This is a genomic window from Pseudomonas cuatrocienegasensis, from assembly GCF_900110925.1.
Classification (GTDB): domain Bacteria; phylum Pseudomonadota; class Gammaproteobacteria; order Pseudomonadales; family Pseudomonadaceae; genus Aquipseudomonas; species Aquipseudomonas cuatrocienegasensis.
In genome coordinates, this window is the sequence record NZ_FOFP01000001.1 from 588743 (window position 1) to 604798 (window position 16056).

A 16056-nucleotide genomic window follows, 5' to 3' on the forward strand; every position below is an offset into this window, starting at 1 on the left:
GGCATGCACCGCTCAATCACCCTGATTGGCCAATATGCCGCCATGGCGACTTACCCGATGACCAGGCAATCCCCTACCATCGGCAGCAGATTGTCTAATTGAGGTGAGTATGACGTTTTCTGAATTGCTGGCCGCGGTACGTGCTAACCCTGACCAGGTGGTGATACCGCCGGTATGGGGCCAGGGGCGCGCCAGTTTTGGTGGCTTGGTGGCTGCCCTGGTATTCGATGTGATGCGCGCTGCTGTGGCCGAGGGGCGCCCGGTGCGTTCGCTGGCTATCACCTTTGTCGGCCCGGTCGAGCCGGACGTACCGGTTGCTTTTAGCGCCGAACTGCTGCGTGAAGGCAAGGCGGTCAGCCAGGTGCTTGGTCGTGCTGTTCAGAATGGCCAGACCGTGACCCTGGTGCAGGGCAGCTTCGGCGCATCGCGCACCTCGGCCGTTCAAGTGGCGGCAGAGCCTGCCCCTGTACTGAAGGATGTGCAGAGCTGTCAGGAAATGCCGTACATCGCCAAGGTCACTCCAGAGTTCACTCGTTACCTGGCCATGCGCTGGGCGATTGGCGGTCTGCCATTCAGTGCCACTGAGTCCCGCGAGATGGGGGGCTGGGTACGTTTGCGTGATGAGCCACAATTACAGCCGCTGGACGAAGCCCATCTGTTGGCCTTGGTTGACGCCTGGCCGCCAGCGGTACTGCCGTATTTGCGGGCGCCGGCACCGGGCAGTTCACTGACCTGGACCATCGAGTTCGTACAACCCCTGGCCAGCCTTAATACCGATGACTGGTGCATGTACCGCGCGACCATCGAGCATGCCCGCGATGGCTATGGCCATGTAGCGGCGGCGCTGTGGACGCCGGGCGGCGAGCTGGTTGCAATCAGCCGGCAAACCGTCACGGTCTTCGGCTGATCCCCCGCTCATTGCCTATGCCGACTGGCGCGCCAGGCCCGCAACCAGCCACCGTTGAGGACGAACTGCGGAAAGGTGACGAACTGTTCGCGCAGCAATTGCTTGATGTCGGGCATCGTCTCAGGCGTGTCGGTTTCAAAGCGGTGCCCGGCACGCTGCAGAATCACTGCTGCGACCAGACCGATAATCCCGGTCACGAGCGCGACAAAACTCAATTGCAGCAGGCCATTGAGTAGCACCGCACTGGCGACGATAAACAGCGGCACCGTCAGCAGGTGAATCAACAGATTGGTTGGGTGGCTATGACTGCGCGCATAGTCGCGCAGCTGGTTGGCAAGATCACTAAGGTGTTTGCTGGTCATGCTGGGTTCCTCCAAGGCATAACTCAGTCTAGGCCGCATCCTGGGCAACCGGCGAATTGGTCCTGGCTATGGCCGGTATAGCTTAAAGCTGTCTGCCCGCTCAGGGTTGTTCTGACGTCAGCACTGGCAGTGAGAAAAACGCCCGTGCGCAGGCGCTGGTGTGCTCAGCCAGACAGGCTTCGCTTTCCCCGCGGTGCAATGCCACCTCGCGCAGCACTTGCGGCAGGAACGCCGGCTCGTTGCGCCCGTTCTTCGGCTTAGGGCGAAGGCTGCGTGGTAACAGGAAGGGCGCATCGCTCTCGAGCATCAAGCGGCCACGGGGGATTTCGCGCACCAGTGGGTGCAGGTGCGTACCGCGGCGTTCATCGCAGATCCAGCCGGTAATGCCGATGTGCAGGTCCAGGTCCAGGTAACTGAACAGCGCCTGTTTCTCCCCGGTGAAACAGTGCACCACCGCAGCAGGTAAATGGTCACGGTAGTCGCGCAGAATCTCCAGCAGGCGCTGGTTGGCATCACGTTCATGGAGAAACACCGGCAAGCGCTGTTCACAGGCCAACGCCAGCTGATCGGCCAGGGCACGCTCCTGGTTACTGCGCAGGGAAAAGTCGCGATTGAAATCCAGACCGCATTCGCCCACCGCGCGCACGGGTGCCTGGCGCAGTAGCTCAGCCAGTTGTACAGCGCTCTCGGGTCGCCACTGGTCGGCGTCATGGGGGTGCACCCCGGCGGTGCAGAACAGCCGTTCACGGCTGGTATCGAGCGTTTCGCACAGCTGTATGGCCTGTTCGCTCTCGCTCAGGCTGGTACCGGTCAGCACCAATTGGCCGACGCCGGCGGCATAAGCGCGTTCGAGCAGTGCTTCACGTTGTTCGGCGAAGCTGGGGTGGGTCAGATTGACGCCGATGTCGATGAGTTGCATGGTGCTACCTACCTATCAGGGGGTGCAGCATAACAAAGCTTTCTATTCAAACTATAAACGCTTGTATTACAAGGGGTTGTGGGTACTTTGTAATGTGCTATGAAAGCTTTGGCTGGCATCCCGGTGCGTGCTGTGACACCCTTCGCCGCCCTCGGGCAGCCTGCGGCTCGCCCCTACGTTTAGTCGATTGGTCATGCGCTCGCTGCGCTGACCGAGCTCCGGAGCCCTGATGCTGCGTCCGCTTCTCGTCCTGTGCCTCGCCTTGCTGCTGCCGATGTCGGCGGTTGCGCGGCTGGCTGGGCCGCCGGAAGTTGCTCGTCCAGCAGCCGCGCGTGACCTGGCGAGTATCCGTGGCAGCGGCGAGTTACGCGTACTGGTCAACCAGAGTCGCAACAGTTCGGGGGAGATCAAGGGTCAGAGCATTGGCGTCGAATACCACCGTCTGCGGGCATTCGAGCAGTACCTCAACCGTGATGCAGGCGAAGGACGTCGTGTGCGCCTGAAGCTGATCCCCAAGGCCAAGGATCAACTGGTCGGCGCCTTGCAGCGCGGCGAGGGTGACCTGGTTGCGCCGGGCGAATTGCTCGATACCCGTGGCAGTCATATCAGTGCCAGCGCGGCGATCCGCCGTAATGTGCCGGTGATTATCGTGGGGCGTAAGGGGGATCGGCGCTACCAGCGCTTCGAACAGATGGCCGGGCGCAGCCTGGCACTGCCTACCGGTAGCGTGGCTGGGGAGGCCATTCGGCTGATCAACCAGGAGCTGCAGCTGCGCAAACTGGCGCCAATCATCATCGAGTGGGTCGACCCGACACTGGCCATCGAGGATGTGCTGGAAATGGTTCAGGCCGGGATTTTCAGCATGACTGCAGTCGAGCAGCCGATTGCCGAGCGCTGGGCCAAGGTCATGCCGCGCTTGCGCCTGGAGCCTGCGCTGGTGCTGACCCGCAAGGGCGACATGCGCTGGTACCTGCGCCGCGATACCCCCATGCTGGGCTCGGCGATTGACCGATTCCTGGCTGGTTATCGCGCGCCGAGTGATCAGGATGCGGCGTTCCAGCGAGTTTACCGACGTCTGTACAAAGTCCACTCGCCGCTCGGACGGGCAGAGCGCCAGCGCCTGGAAAAGGTCCGTCCGGTGCTACAGCGTTATGCGCAGCTGCACGATTTCGACTGGCTGGCTCTGGCAGCGGTGGCATTCAAGGAGTCCACGCTCAACCCGGCTGCCCGGGGTGCTGGCGGCGCGACCGGTCTGATGCAGATCACCCCGGCGGCTGCACGCAGCGTAGGGGTGAGTAACATTGGCGTGCTGGAAAACAATGTTCAGGCCAGCGCCAAGTACCTGGCCATGATCCGCCGCAACTTCTTCAACAGCCCGCAACTCAATGAGCGTGAGCGGATGGCTTTCGTCCTGGCCGGTTACAACATGGGCCCGCAGCGTGTGCAGAGCATGCGCGCCGAAGCGCGGCGACGGGGACTCAACCCCAATCAGTGGTTCTTTCAGGTCGAGCGCATCGCCATGGAGCAGGTGGGCATGGGCGTGGTGAGCTATGTTAATGCGGTCAATAAGTATTACCTGGCATATGACCGCGAGCGCTATGGGTTGGAGGCGCAGTCCCTTAGCTTTAACACGCGCAAGTAATTTAATTATTCGATCAAATTTAGCGGAAAATGCCGCTATAAATATCAGTAAATTAATTTACTCTACGGCCATCTCCTCACACACCTAGGACTGCACCCATGAATGCACTGATCAAATCCCTTACCGCCACCCACGCCGGCTACGGCATTACCGTACTGCGCATCATCGTTGGCCTGACCTTCGTAGCCCATGGCTCGCAGAAGTTGTTTGGCTGGTTCGGTGGTTACGGCCTAGAAGGCGTGGCCCAGTGGATGGAAAGTATCGGCCTGGCGCCGGGCTACCTGATGGCTCTGGCCGCTGGTAGCGCCGAGTTCTTTGGCGGCCTGGCGCTGATCATCGGCCTGCTGGCGCGGCCTGCCGCTGCAGTCCTGGCGGTGACCATGCTTGTGGCCATTGTTACCGTGCACTTGGCTAACGGCTTCTTCATGAGCAACAACGGTTACGAGTTTGCTCTGGCCCTGCTCGCCGCCAGTGTCGCGATTGCCTTTGAAGGGGCTGGCAAACTGTCCGTGGACAAGCGTCTGGCATAAGTCAAGGTGCAGTCCAAGGCCCGCCGCGTGCGGGCCTTTTGTGTTCAGGGGCTGCGTTGCGCACGGGCGGCCGCGAGTTCGGCGGCGGCTTCCAAACGCAGTCGCTCGCGCTCATCGAAGCGGCTGTCCGCCAGCTCGCGGATTGCCTGGCGTTGCTGTGCAGCGGGCATGTCGGTATTGGCCTCGATGGCCTGCTTTGCCGCTAGGTAATCGCCGACGCGGCGCTGCCAGTCCTGGCGCTGGCTGTCGAGCGCTTCGAGACGTGTTGTGGCTTCACTGCCGACCATCTGTTGGCGCAACTGGCGGACGGCACTGGCCGGAGCGCCCGCGGCCTTGAGTGTGGCCGTTTGCTGACGCAGATCCTGCTGCAATTGCGGCAGGATGGTGTCCTCGGCCTGCTCGCCCAGGCCGGCTCGTAGGGCGTCGACCGCGGCGGCCTTGGCGGCGGGATCCAGCGTGGGGTCGCGAATAATCGCCAGGCGCTGCAGGGTAAAGCGGTTGTAAGCTTCCTCACGAGCAAAGAACGCTTCATGGGCTTCGGGGCTGAACAGTTGCACGCGCAGTGCTTGTACAGCCTCTTCACGGGCGCGCAGGGCATCCATATTCGCCATGGCGGGGAGAGACTGTTCGAGCAGCACCAGTTCACGCTTGTAAGCCAGGTAAGTGTCGAGCAAGGCCAAGGCCTCTGCGCGCGCCGGCTCGCCGAGTTGTGCCGTGATATAGGCCTGTAGGCGCGCCACACTCTGGCGCAGCGAATTTTCGCCCAGAGCGGCCAGGAAGTAGTCGAACAGCCGCCGTGTCTCCTCGGTTATCAGCAGATGGCCCTGCTCATCGACGCGCAACTGGCCATCGACTGCCGTGCCATTGAATGATGGGGGTAAAGCGGGCACTGCAACCGGTAACGGTGCTGGCGCGGGCACACCATTTGCTGTGCTTGTGGGGGCAGGCTGGACCGCTGCTGGAGAGGCCAGCGCAGGCAGTTCGGGCGGGCCAGGAGACTGGCTGAGCAACAGCAGCAGGCAGGCAACAAACAGCAGCGGCAGGGCGATCAGCAACGTCTTCAACGGCATCGCAGAGGTACCAGAGGTGCAGGGGCCGTAGCCCCTGAGTTTATTAAAGACCGTCGTTTTTCAGGCGATTGGCGTGCTGGCGAAACACCGTCAACGGATCGGTCTCGAACAGGCTGGTCAGGCCGAACGCCTGGTTGACCACATCGAGGTGATTCATCCGATAGTTATCGCGGATGACCTTGCCCAGGTGAGAGCTGCAGCGCCCAACCATGCCGTCACTGTCTTCACCGTTAAACGTCAGCGCAGTCAGAGCAAACATTGCGTCGCTGGGGTCGAGCAGGTTGGTCACCGGACTGGTGCCACTCCAGGAGTAGTAACGCACCCCAGCGACACTGTAGGCACCTTCGCCGCAGGCACTGGTGGGTAGGCCTTGCGGATACTTGGCGTTGAAGACCGCCGCTCCCTCGCTGTTGAGTGACTCCAGCGCACCAAGAGAGTTTTGGGGTGAGGTGCTGGCACTGCCGGAAAGGAAGTTGATCACGCCGCCCAGGCTGTTGACGATACTGGCCAGCAGGGTTTCTCCGGCAGAGCCTGGGGGGACCTGGCGGATAAAGTCTGCGAGGTCCGAGCCCTTGTGCGGCCCTGCAACGCTGGTCGCCGAGGCAACCAACTGCGGGCTGACTGCAGCTACATAACGAATGGTCGGCCCCCCATGGCTATGGCCGATCAGGTTGACCTTGCCTTTGCCGCTGATCGCGACGATTTCTTCGACCTGCTCCAATAACTCTTCTCCGCGCGTTTCGGAGGTATTGAGCTGACTGACTTCGGTTATGTAAACGCTGGCGCCGTCACGCCGCAGCGCTGAAGGAATGCCATACCAGTAGTCGATGCCGAGCATGCTGTCCCAGCCCATCATGCCGTGGGTCAGGACAATCGGGTAACGCGTCTGGGTATAACCGGATGAGCCGAACCAGAATGCCTTGGCTGGCGTGGTGGCGAGCAGGCCTCCGGCAAGACAGAGGGCGAGCAGGGTCTTATTATTATTGGGCATAGTTGCTCTCGGTAGTTGTGCTGAGTCACTGCGATCCATGCGATCGGCACACCTTCCCTGTGGTGGCCATGTATCGGCAGGAAGCGTGCCATTTTGACGTTTTTCAGCCGAACCGCTCTACTATCAGCTCTTACGGCTGGTTGCAGCGATCGTCGCTGATCGAGTCGTTATTGCCAGCGTTACCGAGGGAAACATGCGAGCTCTTGGTGCGCTACTTCTGACCGCCTCTGGCGTCCGTGCAGGGCCTTGTGCTGCCTGCTTTACAGGCTGTGTTGACAGCGCGCCCGGCGCTTCTCTAGGATGCCGTTCTGCGCCGATTTAAACAGCTACTTGCGGGGCGCCGGGTGACTGCTGAAGCAGCACCCTGAGAAGCAGCCAAAGGCGCTTCGAAATACCGCTAAAGCGCTGGTTCGGTGTCGCCTCTCACCGCAGCCCAGCGGGATTTCTGAGGCGGAGACATCAGCATGACCCACCCCCAACCCCTGTTTCGTCTGGCGCCGCTTACTTCAGGCTTAGGCCGCACGAACCCTAAAGTGCTGCTCGGCGGCGGCCACCAGCCGACACTGCTGCGCTACCTCGATGGCTGGCCACGCCACTGCCCACGCGCTTTTCTGATCCAGTTCGTCCGCGATGATGACTCGCTGGCCCGTTTTGCCAGCGACAGTTTTGACATGGCTGTGCTGCAAGCGCCCAGCGCTGAACAACTCGACAGTTGTGTGCGCGACCTGGTCAGGGTGGCGCGCCAAGGCCTGATTACTCGCCGCTGAGCAACAGACCCTAAAGATAGTCGATTGCGACGACGTACCAGCAGGCCTCACCAGTCGGCGTTTGCACGCGTACCTCGGCATCCAGCTGCTTGCCCACCAGCGCCCGAGCCAGGGGCGAGTCGATACTGATCAGGCCTTGTTTGAGATCGAGCTCGTCCGGGCCGACGATCCGGTAACGGGCTTGTTCGCCCTGTTCGTCTTCCAGGGTGACCCAGGCGCCGAAGTAGACCTTGCTGGCATCGCTGGGGCGGGCGCTGACGACCTTGAGGCTTTCCAGGCGCTTGGTCAGAAAACGCACGCGGCTGTCGATCTCGCGCAGCATCTTCTTGCCATAGGTGTATTCGGCGTTTTCCGAGCGATCGCCCTGGGCTGCGGCCTCACTGACCGATTGGGTGACCTGGGGCCGGCGCACATGCCACAACTCATGTAATTCGGCGCGCAGCCGAGCCTCGCCCTCTGGGGTGATCAAGGGCGTGCCGGCGCTGCGCGGGGGACGGTAACGGCTCATCGATCTTCCGCCTGCTGAAAAGGGCGCGAGTCTATCAGCCCTCGCGCAGTACCGTCAGCGGGCTGGCATTGAGTGCTCGGCGGGTGCCGATGATGCCGGCGCCCCCCACCAGCAGCGCACCGATCAGCGGCAGAACCAGCAGCCAGGGGTGCGGTTGCCAGTCGAGCTGGAAGGCGTAGCGGTACAGCAAATAGCTGATCAGCTCGCAGCCCAGTGCCGCCAAGACACCGCTGGCACCGCCCAACAAACCGAACTCGGCACGCCGGGCCTTGATCAGCAGGCGCCGTTCGGCACCTAGAGCACGCAGCAGGGCGCCTTGGCGAATACGTTCGTCGAGGGTCGCTTGCAGCCCGGCGAACAGTACGGTCAAGCCAGCAGCGAGGACGAACAGCAGGACGAACTCGATGGCCAGGGTGACCTGGGCAAGGATGCTGCGCAGTTGCGCCAGCAGCGCTTCGACCTGCAGCAGGGTCGCCGAGGGGAAGGCCCGCGACAGGCTTACCAGCTCACGCTCCTGCTGGGGCGGCAGGTAGAAGCTGGTGAGGTAGGTGACCGGCAGATCCTGCAGGGTGCCTGGCTGGAAGATCATGTAGAAGTTGGGCTGGAAGCTGTTCCAGTCCACTTCGCGCAGGTTGCGCACGACCACTTCGCGTTCGGCGCCGCCGATCATAAAGGTAAGGCGGTCGCCCAGGTTGAGTTGCAGGCTCTCGGCCAGCTCGGACTCAACCGACACGCCGGGTGTCTGATCGCCGTTGTCGCCTGTCCACCAGGTGCCCGCGACCAGGTTATTGCTGGTCGGCAGTTCCGCAGCCCAGGTCAGGCTCAGGTCGCGGCGAATCGCGCGATCACCTTGCGAGTCTTTGCTGACGTGCTGGTTGACGGGCTCTCCATTCACCTGGGTCAAGCGTCCTGGTACTACTGGGTAAAGGGGCGCAGGTTCCGGTGACAGCTCGGCCAGGCGCGCGGCGAAGGCGTCCTTGTCGTCCGGCAAGATGTTCAGGGCGAAGTGGTTGGGTGCGCGTTCCGGCAACTGGTCTTGCCAGGTGTCGAGCAATTCGCCACGCAACAAGGCGATCAGCGCCATGGCCAGGAGGATCAGGCCAAATGCCAGGGATTGCCCCGCGGCAGCCAGGGGGTGGCGCAGCAACTGGCCCAGGCCCAGGCGCCAGGGCAGGGGCGCACGGGCCAGCAGGCGGCGCAGGCTTTGCAGCCCCAGCAGTAACAGGCCGCCAAGGATTATCGCGGTCAGCAGGCCGCCGCCGAGCAGCGCCAGGGTCAGCGGCAGATCCAGGCTCAGGCGCCACATGATCAGGCCAAGTGCGAGCAAGGCAGTGCCATAGACGAGCCAGGAGCTGGCCGGCACCGGCAGCAGGTCACGGCGCAGTACACGCAGTGGCGGCACCCGGCCCAGTGCGGCCAGCGGTGGCAGGGCGAAACCCGCCAGGGCTACCAGGCCGGTGGCCATGCCAGCCAGGGCTGGGCCGATACCGCCAGGAGGAATTTGCGCGGGCAGCAGACCATGCAAGGCCTGGAACAGCGCAAGCTGGGCCAGCCAGCCGATCAGGGCACCCAGGCTGCTGGCCGCCAGGCCTAGCAACGCCAGTTGCAGGCTGAATAGTCCCAGCGCCTGGTTGCGGGACAGGCCGAGGCAGCGCAGCAGGGCGCTGGCATCGAAACGCCGAGCGGCAAAGCGTGCAGCCGACAGCGCCACGGCAACGCCCGCCAATAGCACAGCGGCGAGGCTGGCGAGGTTCAGGTAGCGTTCGGCACGATCGAGGGCGCCGCCAACCTGACGGTTACCGTCGCGCGCGTCTTCCATTCGTTGGTGTGGCTCGAGGCCAGGCGTCACGGCCTGGCGATAGGCTGCCAGAGCTTCCGGCGTGCCGCGCCACATTTCCCGGTAGCGCACGCGGCTGCCGGGCTGGATGACCCCGGTGGCCTCCAGGTCATCCAGGTGCATCAGTACATGGGGGGTGAGGCTGTAGAAGTCCCCGGCCTCATCCGGCAGATAGGTCAGCACGCGGGTCAGGTGCAGGCGTTTGCTGCCTACCTCGATCCAGTCGCCCACCTGCAACTCCAGGGCGGCGAACAGTCGTGCCTCGGCCCAGGCTTCGCCCGGCGCCGGGCCCGTGCTGACGGCTTCCTCGCCATACAGCTCGCCGGCGCTCTTGAGCTGGCCACGCAACGGATAGCCATTATCGGCGGCCTTGATGCTGGCCAACTGAATGCCTTGTTCGCCGGCGATGACACTGGAAAATTCAACCAGCTCAGCGTGGTCGAGCCCCTGATCCCGACCGGCTTGCACCTGCTCGGCACGGGCCGGGGAGCTGCCACGCAGTACCAGGTCGGCACCGAGGAACTCGGTCGCGCGCATGCTCATACCGTCGTTCAGGCGTGCGCCGAAATAGCCGATGGCGGTGCTCGAGGCGACCGCGACGATCAAGGCGAAGAACAGCACCCGCAATTCGCCGGCGCGCGCATCACGCAGCAGTTGGCGCGCGGCCAGGGCCAGCAGTCGGGTAAAGGGCAACTGGGTCATCAGGGTTCCACCTGATCGACCAGATGGCCGCCTTCAAGACGGATCAGCCGGCGGCAGCGATGGGCCAGGCGTTCGTCGTGGGTCACCAATACCAAGGTGGCGCCGCGTTCGCTGTTCAGCTCGAACAGCAGATCACTGATGCGCTCGCCGGTGTGACTGTCGAGGTTGCCAGTCGGTTCATCGGCGAACAGCACGTCCGGCTCGGCAGCGAAGGCACGGGCGATGGCCACCCGCTGTTGCTCACCGCCCGACAACTGCCGTGGGTAATGGCCGAGGCGCTGACCCAGGCCGACGCGTTCGAGCAGGCCACGGGCAACGCTGCGGGCATCGCTGCGACCTTCCAGCTCCAGCGGCAGCATGACGTTTTCCAGGGCATTGAGGCTGTCGAGCAACTGGAACGACTGGAACACGAACCCTACGTGTTCGGCGCGCACCTTGGCGCGGCGGTCTTCATCCAGGCTGCTGAGATCATGCCCGGCAAGGGTGACGCTGCCCGAACTCGGCAGATCGAGGCCGGCGAGCAGGCCCAGCAAGGTAGATTTGCCCGACCCGGAAGCGCCGACGATGGCCAGGCTGTCGCCGCGGGCCAGATCGAGTGAAAGATCGTGCAGGATGGCCAACTCGCCTTCCGTGCTCGGAACCACTTTGCTAAGGTTCTGGGCCTTAAGAATGCTAGAGCTCATGGAGAATCCAATGCGTGCAGGGTTGATGAGTGCGGCCTTCGGCCTGTTGATCTGGGGGCAAACCGCGCTGGCGGGCAGCATACTGGTGGTGGGCGATAGTATCAGCGCCGCTTTTGGCCTGGATACCCGCCAAGGCTGGGTCGCTTTGCTGGAAAAACGCCTGGATGAACAGGGTTTCGAGCACCCGGTGGTGAACGCCTCGATTAGCGGCGACACCAGTGCTGGCGGGGCCGCCAGGCTGCCGGCACTGCTTCGCAGTCATAGCCCGGAGGTGGTGATTATCGAGCTGGGAGGCAACGACGGACTGCGTGGTTTACCCCCGGCGCAATTGCAACAGAATCTTGCGTCCATGGTTCGCCAGTCACAAGAGGCAGGGGCTAAGGTGCTGTTGCTCGGCATGTTGCTGCCGCCGAACTATGGCGAGCGCTATATCACCGCCTTTGCCCAGACCTTCAAGACAGTCGCCGAAGAGACCGACTCTGCCTTGGTGCCTTTTGTGCTGGAGGGCATAGGCGGCGTGCCTTCCATGATGCAGGACGATGGTATCCATCCTGCCCTTGATGCTCAGCCCGTGTTACTTGATAACGTTTGGCCGGCACTCAAACCATTGCTCTGATGCAGTCCTAATGAGGTCAGGAGGAGACATCTTAGCGGGTGTCTCCCTGAGTTCGTCAACTGGATTTTCTAACAGACGTTGAACATCTTTCTAACACTCAAGGCCTCTGGGACGGGTGTTCTGGGCGTGTCGTTGAGGGTGGGCATGGGGGTAAACAGGCAGGGTTTCTTATTGAGAAGGGGGCTCAGATTTTTGGCCCATTTTTTACTGAGGTGCTTGGAATGGGCACGATGCTTTGTGGTTCGACACCATCAGTTGCCAGCAGCCTGTTAAACAACTCTTGTTCTGCTGCGTAAGGCTTGTGCATCTTCTGTGTAGCAAAGAAGGCAGAAAGGTAGCCTGCAATCGCGTGGCTAACGGCGCAAAGGATATCCACAAGCTGCTTACCTGTTGCATCGCTAAAGTCATCAACAGTTGCTTCATCGGGCAGATAGGCTTGGTAGAAATAGTCCACCCCGTACGGAGACCCGTGAATGATTTCCGATGAGGTTGAATAGATGAGTGCATAGGCGGCAAGCAGACGACTTCCTGCTTTACTGCCCGCCAGTTGGCCAACGACACGAATGCGGCTTGGTACATCCAGCTTGGTCCAAACACCATTACCCCGTCCTTCAAACTCTGGGAGTTCAGGACTTACCGTGTTGCTGTCTGAGTCCTGAGCAGAGAGTTGAAGGGAGAAATCCCCGCTACCAACGCTTCTGTTGGTGTGTTTCCACCGGGCATAACTGACATAGCGCGATGCACGCTCTGCAACATGGTCGCTCTCGGCGAGCAGAAAGGCTGCATTTATGAAGGATTCAACAGCGCTTCGGGCGATAGGGTAGAGGTCTCGTACTGGGATTCCGCGCCACTCAGAGCATTTCAGAACCGTTTGGATTGACTGGCCTGCACACATGGCAATGTTTTGGGATGTCCGCAGCTTGGCGGCGCCTATAGCGCAGCTCAAATGCTCCTCCTCGTACATCAAGGTCCCCTGGGTGGTGACATAGAGGCTCAGTGTCAACAGCTTCGATTGGTCTTTCAGGATCGCTTTCAGCGCTGCCAATTGCTCGGCGCTGCAGCTTTGCTCGATCATCGCTTTTCACTCCGCAGACGATGTAAAAATGCACTTCCCGTGTGGCACTGCTGCATCACATACAACCAGAGTTGGAGCCCTATGCACATCTTAATGCTCGACACCTGCGTGTGGCTGGAGTTGGCTTCAAAGAAAAGTGAGATGCGGACGCTTGCTGCCATCGAATATCTCGTGGAACAGGGAGTTGTGGCCGTACTGCTACCCGCTCTTGTTCAAGAAGAGTTCGAGCGGAACAAAGATCGCGTGGCGGACCAGACCCGGAAGCGCCTATCTCAGGAGTGTAAGCTCGTAAAGGAGATTTTGGTCTCCTTCGGGGGAGAGGGTAAGCAGCAAGCAATTGCCGTGATTGATGATGTGAACCACAGGCTGCCGATCCTATCCGAAGCCAACCATATGACCAGCGCGCGCGTAGAGGCTCTCTTTGCCAAAGCCATCGTAGTCCCAACCTCAGACACAGCAATGCTCAAGGCGGCTCAGCGAGCTATCGCTAAAATTGCTCCGTTCCACAAGGACAAAAACAGTGTGGCTGACGCGGTCTTGTTGGAGTTATTTGACGAGTTCCGGAAGTCAGCTGTGGGCGATTATGAGTCTTTTCGGTTCGTGACGGTAAATCACCATGACTTTTCCGACAGCGATCACCGCAAGCCCCACACTGATTTTGCGGGAATATTTGATGACGACAGGTCTCAGTTCTTCATCACTCCTAACGCGGCGTTGCTCGACCTCGCTGATCCCGGAGAGGTGGATTTTGAGACAGGGTATGGCTGGGAGGAAGAGACTCGCGGGCTACTGGAAATTCTCGACGCCCTGGACGAACTGACGGATAAGGTCTGGTACAACCGACACTGCAACCGGGCCAACCGCATTGAAATGGGAGAAATAAAGCTAATCCCGGACGTGGCTGGGCGGCCGGCTTACGACGAGATACACGAAGGGCTCTGGCGTGGGGCGTTAGCTGCGGCGAAGGCGGTTGAGGACAAGTATGAGGACACGGGGCCTTGGACGGACTTTGAGTGGGGCATGCTCAATGGGAAGCTTTCTGCGCTTCGATGGGTTCTGGGTGACGACTGGGACATGCTCGACACGTGAGGTCTCGCGCTGGCAAAAGGTAGGTAGAGCTAACAATCAGACAGCAGACTTACCTACCCTTAGTAGAACTTGAAATGCTGCTGTAATAGCGCTTTCAGCTTCTTGGATTTGCTTGAGCACAGCCATGGCGTGATCGTGTATGTCTTTCTCTGGGGTAGAGTCTGAAAGACCTCCCAGCAGGCCGCTCAAGGTTTTCAGGCGATTGACTTGGGATAGGGCATAGGCAAGTCGGTTGTTGGTGGGCTCCGAAAATAGGTCTGGCCTGTCCAGGTATTGAGAGGGCAAATCAAAGGTGACCAAAGAAGCCTTTGAGGCAAAGTCCTTTCTTGTTCCTTCGGAGTTCAGCAGGCTAATTAAGTACGATTGATCCCCTTCGGGTGGAACGACCGTACACCTTAGCCTGGCAATTTCCACCTGAGCAGCACCTACGGGAGTAGTCATGATCTGAGCTAACAGCTTGGCGCTTGCCCCACGTTCTCCCCGTCTTTGAAATTTATCGTAGGCTCATATACCCAATGTAATGAACACTGCGATGGCGGTAGCAAGTGCTCCGATGGCAGTCCAGTCAAGTTTCGATCCTTCGCAAAGCCACATAAAACCCCCAAGGTTGAATCGCTCAAGGATTTATAGAAGATTCTTTGATCTTCTGAAAGGCGCCATCCACTTGTCGGCATAGCTTCCGGCACAAGGCTGGGCTCGTGGGCAGTTAATGCCAGTCATGACCAGCCTTGCGCAGCCTGTTAGCTTCAGCGCAGACCCTATTGTTCATCCGCTGGCGCTCCTTCTGTGCTGGGCTCAAGCTGCGCCCTCTGTTCATGGCTCTGAGGGCAGGGGCTCGATTATCCTTTTCGCGTTCAAGGAGTGCCGCGCTGTGGTCATAACCAAGCTGGCGCATTTTGTCGGTGACTGCCTGGGCGACCTCTGGCATCTCCAGAATAGCCTCGAAGGCATCGAAGACCATATCCTTGAATTCTGGTGACACCCAGGCGGCATACTCGATAGCGGCGCGCTTTGTGGCCAGTGCTCTATGACCAGCATTACCCAGGTTTCGCACATCCAAATTTTGGCTTTGGGATAGTCGATCCTTCTCTTTGCCGCGCCACCGACCCGGAGCTTTCGCCTTCGGGAGCTTCAGGGTCTGCCAGATTTCTGTGAGGCTCCACATTCCCGCATTGTTGGCCTTGAATGGGTGCCCTTCGATAGTGATCAGGTGTCCGGCGTGCTTGTGCTTGATGTCAATATTCATAATGTCGTTTTTCCTTTCGATTGATCCCCGAGTTCTCTCCCAACGGCCAGCACACAGACCCACGACAATGGGACTGGGGCAGTCGGCACGAGGAGCAATCGGAAAGACTGTGTTGATGGAGTACCCAGCGATGGGTGAGGGGAGTGGTCAATGAAGATGATCAGCCCACGAAGGAACCGACCATCTCACTGAGCCACCAAGAGAAAGCAGGAAGAGGAACTTTAAGAAGTATCCTTAGGGACCCCCCCTATAAGTGAGGGTTTTTAACGAGCCCGGTCCACGCCCTGGTCCTCAGCAAGCCGCTGCATCAGGTTTTGACTTAGCGGGTCATTTGGTACGAATTGGCGCAGGGCATTCCACAGCCCCGTCATGTGGCCCTGCTTGTTGGCTCGGGGTTGATCTCCCATCAGGTTTATCGCGGAGTAGGCAGCCTGGACTCCATGTGCTGCCACGTTGGCCGCTGGGACTTGTTCGGCTACGCCCCCAACGAAACCGCTAACGAGGTCGGACTGGAGCGGGTTGTACTTGATCGCCCTGCCTGCCTGCTGGTCTCGCTTTTCTCTTGGCAGGATCGAGGTACGCACCATCGCCGCCTGATCGAGCCCTAACGGTGCGCTGATGAAGTTTGACCTTGCCCCTGAAAAACGTATCCCTTGCCAGGCGTCCTATTAGCCGCAAGGATACGTAATGACTAAGCCTAAAACAGACCGCGTTAAGTACACCCTAGAGTTCAAGCAGGAGGCCGTGCGCCTGGTCGAAACCGGCCTGACTCTGGCTGCGGCAGCCCGTTCTCTGGGCATGTCCGATCTGTAGTGGTCAACTAATCCCGGACACTGCGTTAAGTTTTTCTTCCGCCACGGCAGGCGGGAGTCCGCCATTGAATTGATGTGGCCGTTGCCAGTTGTACCGTTGCATTAAAAACCGTCCGATATCTTGCTGTGCGAGCGCAGCGCTCATGTAACCCACACTCGGCACCCATTCTGTTTTCAAGCTGCGAAACAACCGTTCCATTGGCGCGTTGTCGTGGCAGTTTCCGCGGCGGCTCATGCTCTGTTTGAACCGATAGCGCCACAGTCGCTGGCGGAAGCTTCTGCTGCCGTACTGGCTACCCT

General features: G+C 60.4%; 17 protein-coding genes and 1 pseudogene. 7 read left to right on the forward strand and 11 right to left on the reverse strand.

All coding sequences use genetic code 11. The features are described 5' to 3' along the window. The first annotated feature begins 109 nt into the window (after nt 1–109). On the forward strand, nt 110–907 hold the full coding sequence (locus BMW49_RS02780) for an acyl-CoA thioesterase (protein WP_069522299.1): 798 nt from the start codon (nt 110–112) through the stop codon (nt 905–907). Nucleotides 908–915: 8 nt separating this feature from the next. Here the strand turns inward: BMW49_RS02780 and BMW49_RS02785 are convergent, their stop codons facing one another. Both BMW49_RS02785 and BMW49_RS02790 read right to left on the reverse strand, forming a co-directional pair. Continuing rightward, on the reverse strand, nt 916–1269 hold the full coding sequence (locus tag BMW49_RS02785) for an Mpo1-like protein (protein WP_069522301.1): 354 nt from the start codon (nt 1267–1269) through the stop codon (nt 916–918). A gap of 100 nt (nt 1270–1369) precedes the next feature. Then, nucleotides 1370–2188: a TatD family hydrolase gene (locus BMW49_RS02790; protein WP_069522303.1), complete on the reverse strand. Its 819-nt coding sequence runs from the start codon at nt 2186–2188 to the stop codon at nt 1370–1372. Nucleotides 2189–2417: 229 nt separating this feature from the next. Between BMW49_RS02790 and BMW49_RS02795 the strand changes: the two genes are divergently transcribed. Together BMW49_RS02795 and BMW49_RS02800 are read left to right on the forward strand one after the other, a co-directional pair. After that, complete coding sequence (locus tag BMW49_RS02795) at nt 2418–3830, forward strand: MltF family protein (RefSeq protein WP_069522305.1); 1413 nt, start codon at nt 2418–2420, stop codon at nt 3828–3830. 98 nt (nt 3831–3928) lie between these two features. Then, nucleotides 3929–4360 carry a DoxX family protein gene (locus BMW49_RS02800; protein WP_069522307.1) on the forward strand — a complete coding sequence of 144 codons (432 nt, stop codon included), beginning with the start codon at nt 3929–3931 and terminating at the stop codon, nt 4358–4360. Between the two features lie 44 nt (nt 4361–4404). On the opposite strand, the gene BMW49_RS02805 is transcribed toward BMW49_RS02800, so the two are convergent. After that, nucleotides 4405–5424 carry a lipase secretion chaperone gene (locus tag BMW49_RS02805; protein WP_069522329.1) on the reverse strand — a complete coding sequence of 340 codons (1020 nt, stop codon included), beginning with the start codon at nt 5422–5424 and terminating at the stop codon, nt 4405–4407. Nucleotides 5425–5473: 49 nt separating this feature from the next. Beyond that, a complete protein-coding gene (locus BMW49_RS02810) occupies nt 5474–6421 on the reverse strand; it encodes a triacylglycerol lipase (RefSeq protein ID WP_069522309.1) in 948 nt (315 codons plus the stop codon). 464 nt (nt 6422–6885) lie between these two features. Between BMW49_RS02810 and BMW49_RS02815 the strand changes: the two genes are divergently transcribed. After that, a complete protein-coding gene (locus BMW49_RS02815; protein WP_069522311.1) occupies nt 6886–7188 on the forward strand; it encodes a hypothetical protein in 303 nt (100 codons plus the stop codon). Between the two features lie 10 nt (nt 7189–7198). Here the strand turns inward: BMW49_RS02815 and greB are convergent, their stop codons facing one another. Genes greB through BMW49_RS02830 form a run of 3 tightly spaced genes read right to left on the reverse strand, consistent with a single transcriptional unit; the run spans nt 7199 to nt 10918 of the window. Continuing rightward, nucleotides 7199–7696 carry a transcription elongation factor GreB gene (gene greB / locus BMW49_RS02820; RefSeq protein ID WP_069522313.1) on the reverse strand — a complete coding sequence of 166 codons (498 nt, stop codon included), beginning with the start codon at nt 7694–7696 and terminating at the stop codon, nt 7199–7201. Between the two features lie 34 nt (nt 7697–7730). After that, nucleotides 7731–10235 carry an ABC transporter permease gene (locus BMW49_RS02825; RefSeq protein ID WP_069522315.1) on the reverse strand — a complete coding sequence of 835 codons (2505 nt, stop codon included), beginning with the start codon at nt 10233–10235 and terminating at the stop codon, nt 7731–7733. Next, entirely contained in the window at nt 10235–10918 is a 684-nt protein-coding gene (locus BMW49_RS02830) for an ABC transporter ATP-binding protein (protein ID WP_069522317.1), read from the reverse strand. The genes BMW49_RS02825 and BMW49_RS02830 overlap by 1 nt, the downstream gene beginning before the upstream one ends. A 10-nt stretch (nt 10919–10928) precedes the next feature. On the opposite strand from BMW49_RS02830, the gene BMW49_RS02835 reads away from it, so the two are divergent. Further along, nucleotides 10929–11534 (forward strand): arylesterase, encoded by a 606-nt coding sequence (locus tag BMW49_RS02835; RefSeq protein ID WP_069522319.1) that lies wholly within the window; start codon nt 10929–10931, stop codon nt 11532–11534. A gap of 184 nt (nt 11535–11718) precedes the next feature. On the opposite strand, the gene BMW49_RS02840 is transcribed toward BMW49_RS02835, so the two are convergent. After that, nucleotides 11719–12609 (reverse strand): hypothetical protein, encoded by an 891-nt coding sequence (locus tag BMW49_RS02840; protein WP_069522321.1) that lies wholly within the window; start codon nt 12607–12609, stop codon nt 11719–11721. 81 nt (nt 12610–12690) lie between these two features. Here BMW49_RS02840 and BMW49_RS02845 point away from each other — a divergent pair, with 81 nt between their 5' ends. Next, nucleotides 12691–13698 (forward strand): PIN domain-containing protein, encoded by a 1008-nt coding sequence (locus BMW49_RS02845; RefSeq protein ID WP_069522323.1) that lies wholly within the window; start codon nt 12691–12693, stop codon nt 13696–13698. Nucleotides 13699–13734: 36 nt separating this feature from the next. On the opposite strand, the gene BMW49_RS02850 is transcribed toward BMW49_RS02845, so the two are convergent. Together BMW49_RS02850 and BMW49_RS02855 are read right to left on the reverse strand one after the other, a co-directional pair. Then, complete coding sequence (locus tag BMW49_RS02850; protein WP_208600952.1) at nt 13735–14139, reverse strand: hypothetical protein; 405 nt, start codon at nt 14137–14139, stop codon at nt 13735–13737. A gap of 265 nt (nt 14140–14404) precedes the next feature. After that, nucleotides 14405–14944, reverse strand: a complete 540-nt coding sequence (locus tag BMW49_RS02855; protein ID WP_069522325.1) for a hypothetical protein — start codon at nt 14942–14944, stop codon at nt 14405–14407. A 687-nt stretch (nt 14945–15631) separates the two neighbouring features. Here BMW49_RS02855 and BMW49_RS24420 point away from each other — a divergent pair. Next, nucleotides 15632–15751 (forward strand): annotated as a pseudogene (locus BMW49_RS24420) (transposase); the annotation flags it as partial. Nucleotides 15752–15760: 9 nt separating this feature from the next. On the opposite strand, the gene BMW49_RS02865 reads toward BMW49_RS24420, so the two are convergent. Beyond that, nucleotides 15761–16056: integrase core domain-containing protein (locus tag BMW49_RS02865; RefSeq protein WP_139205690.1), on the reverse strand; the 296-nt coding region annotated here is incomplete at its 5' end.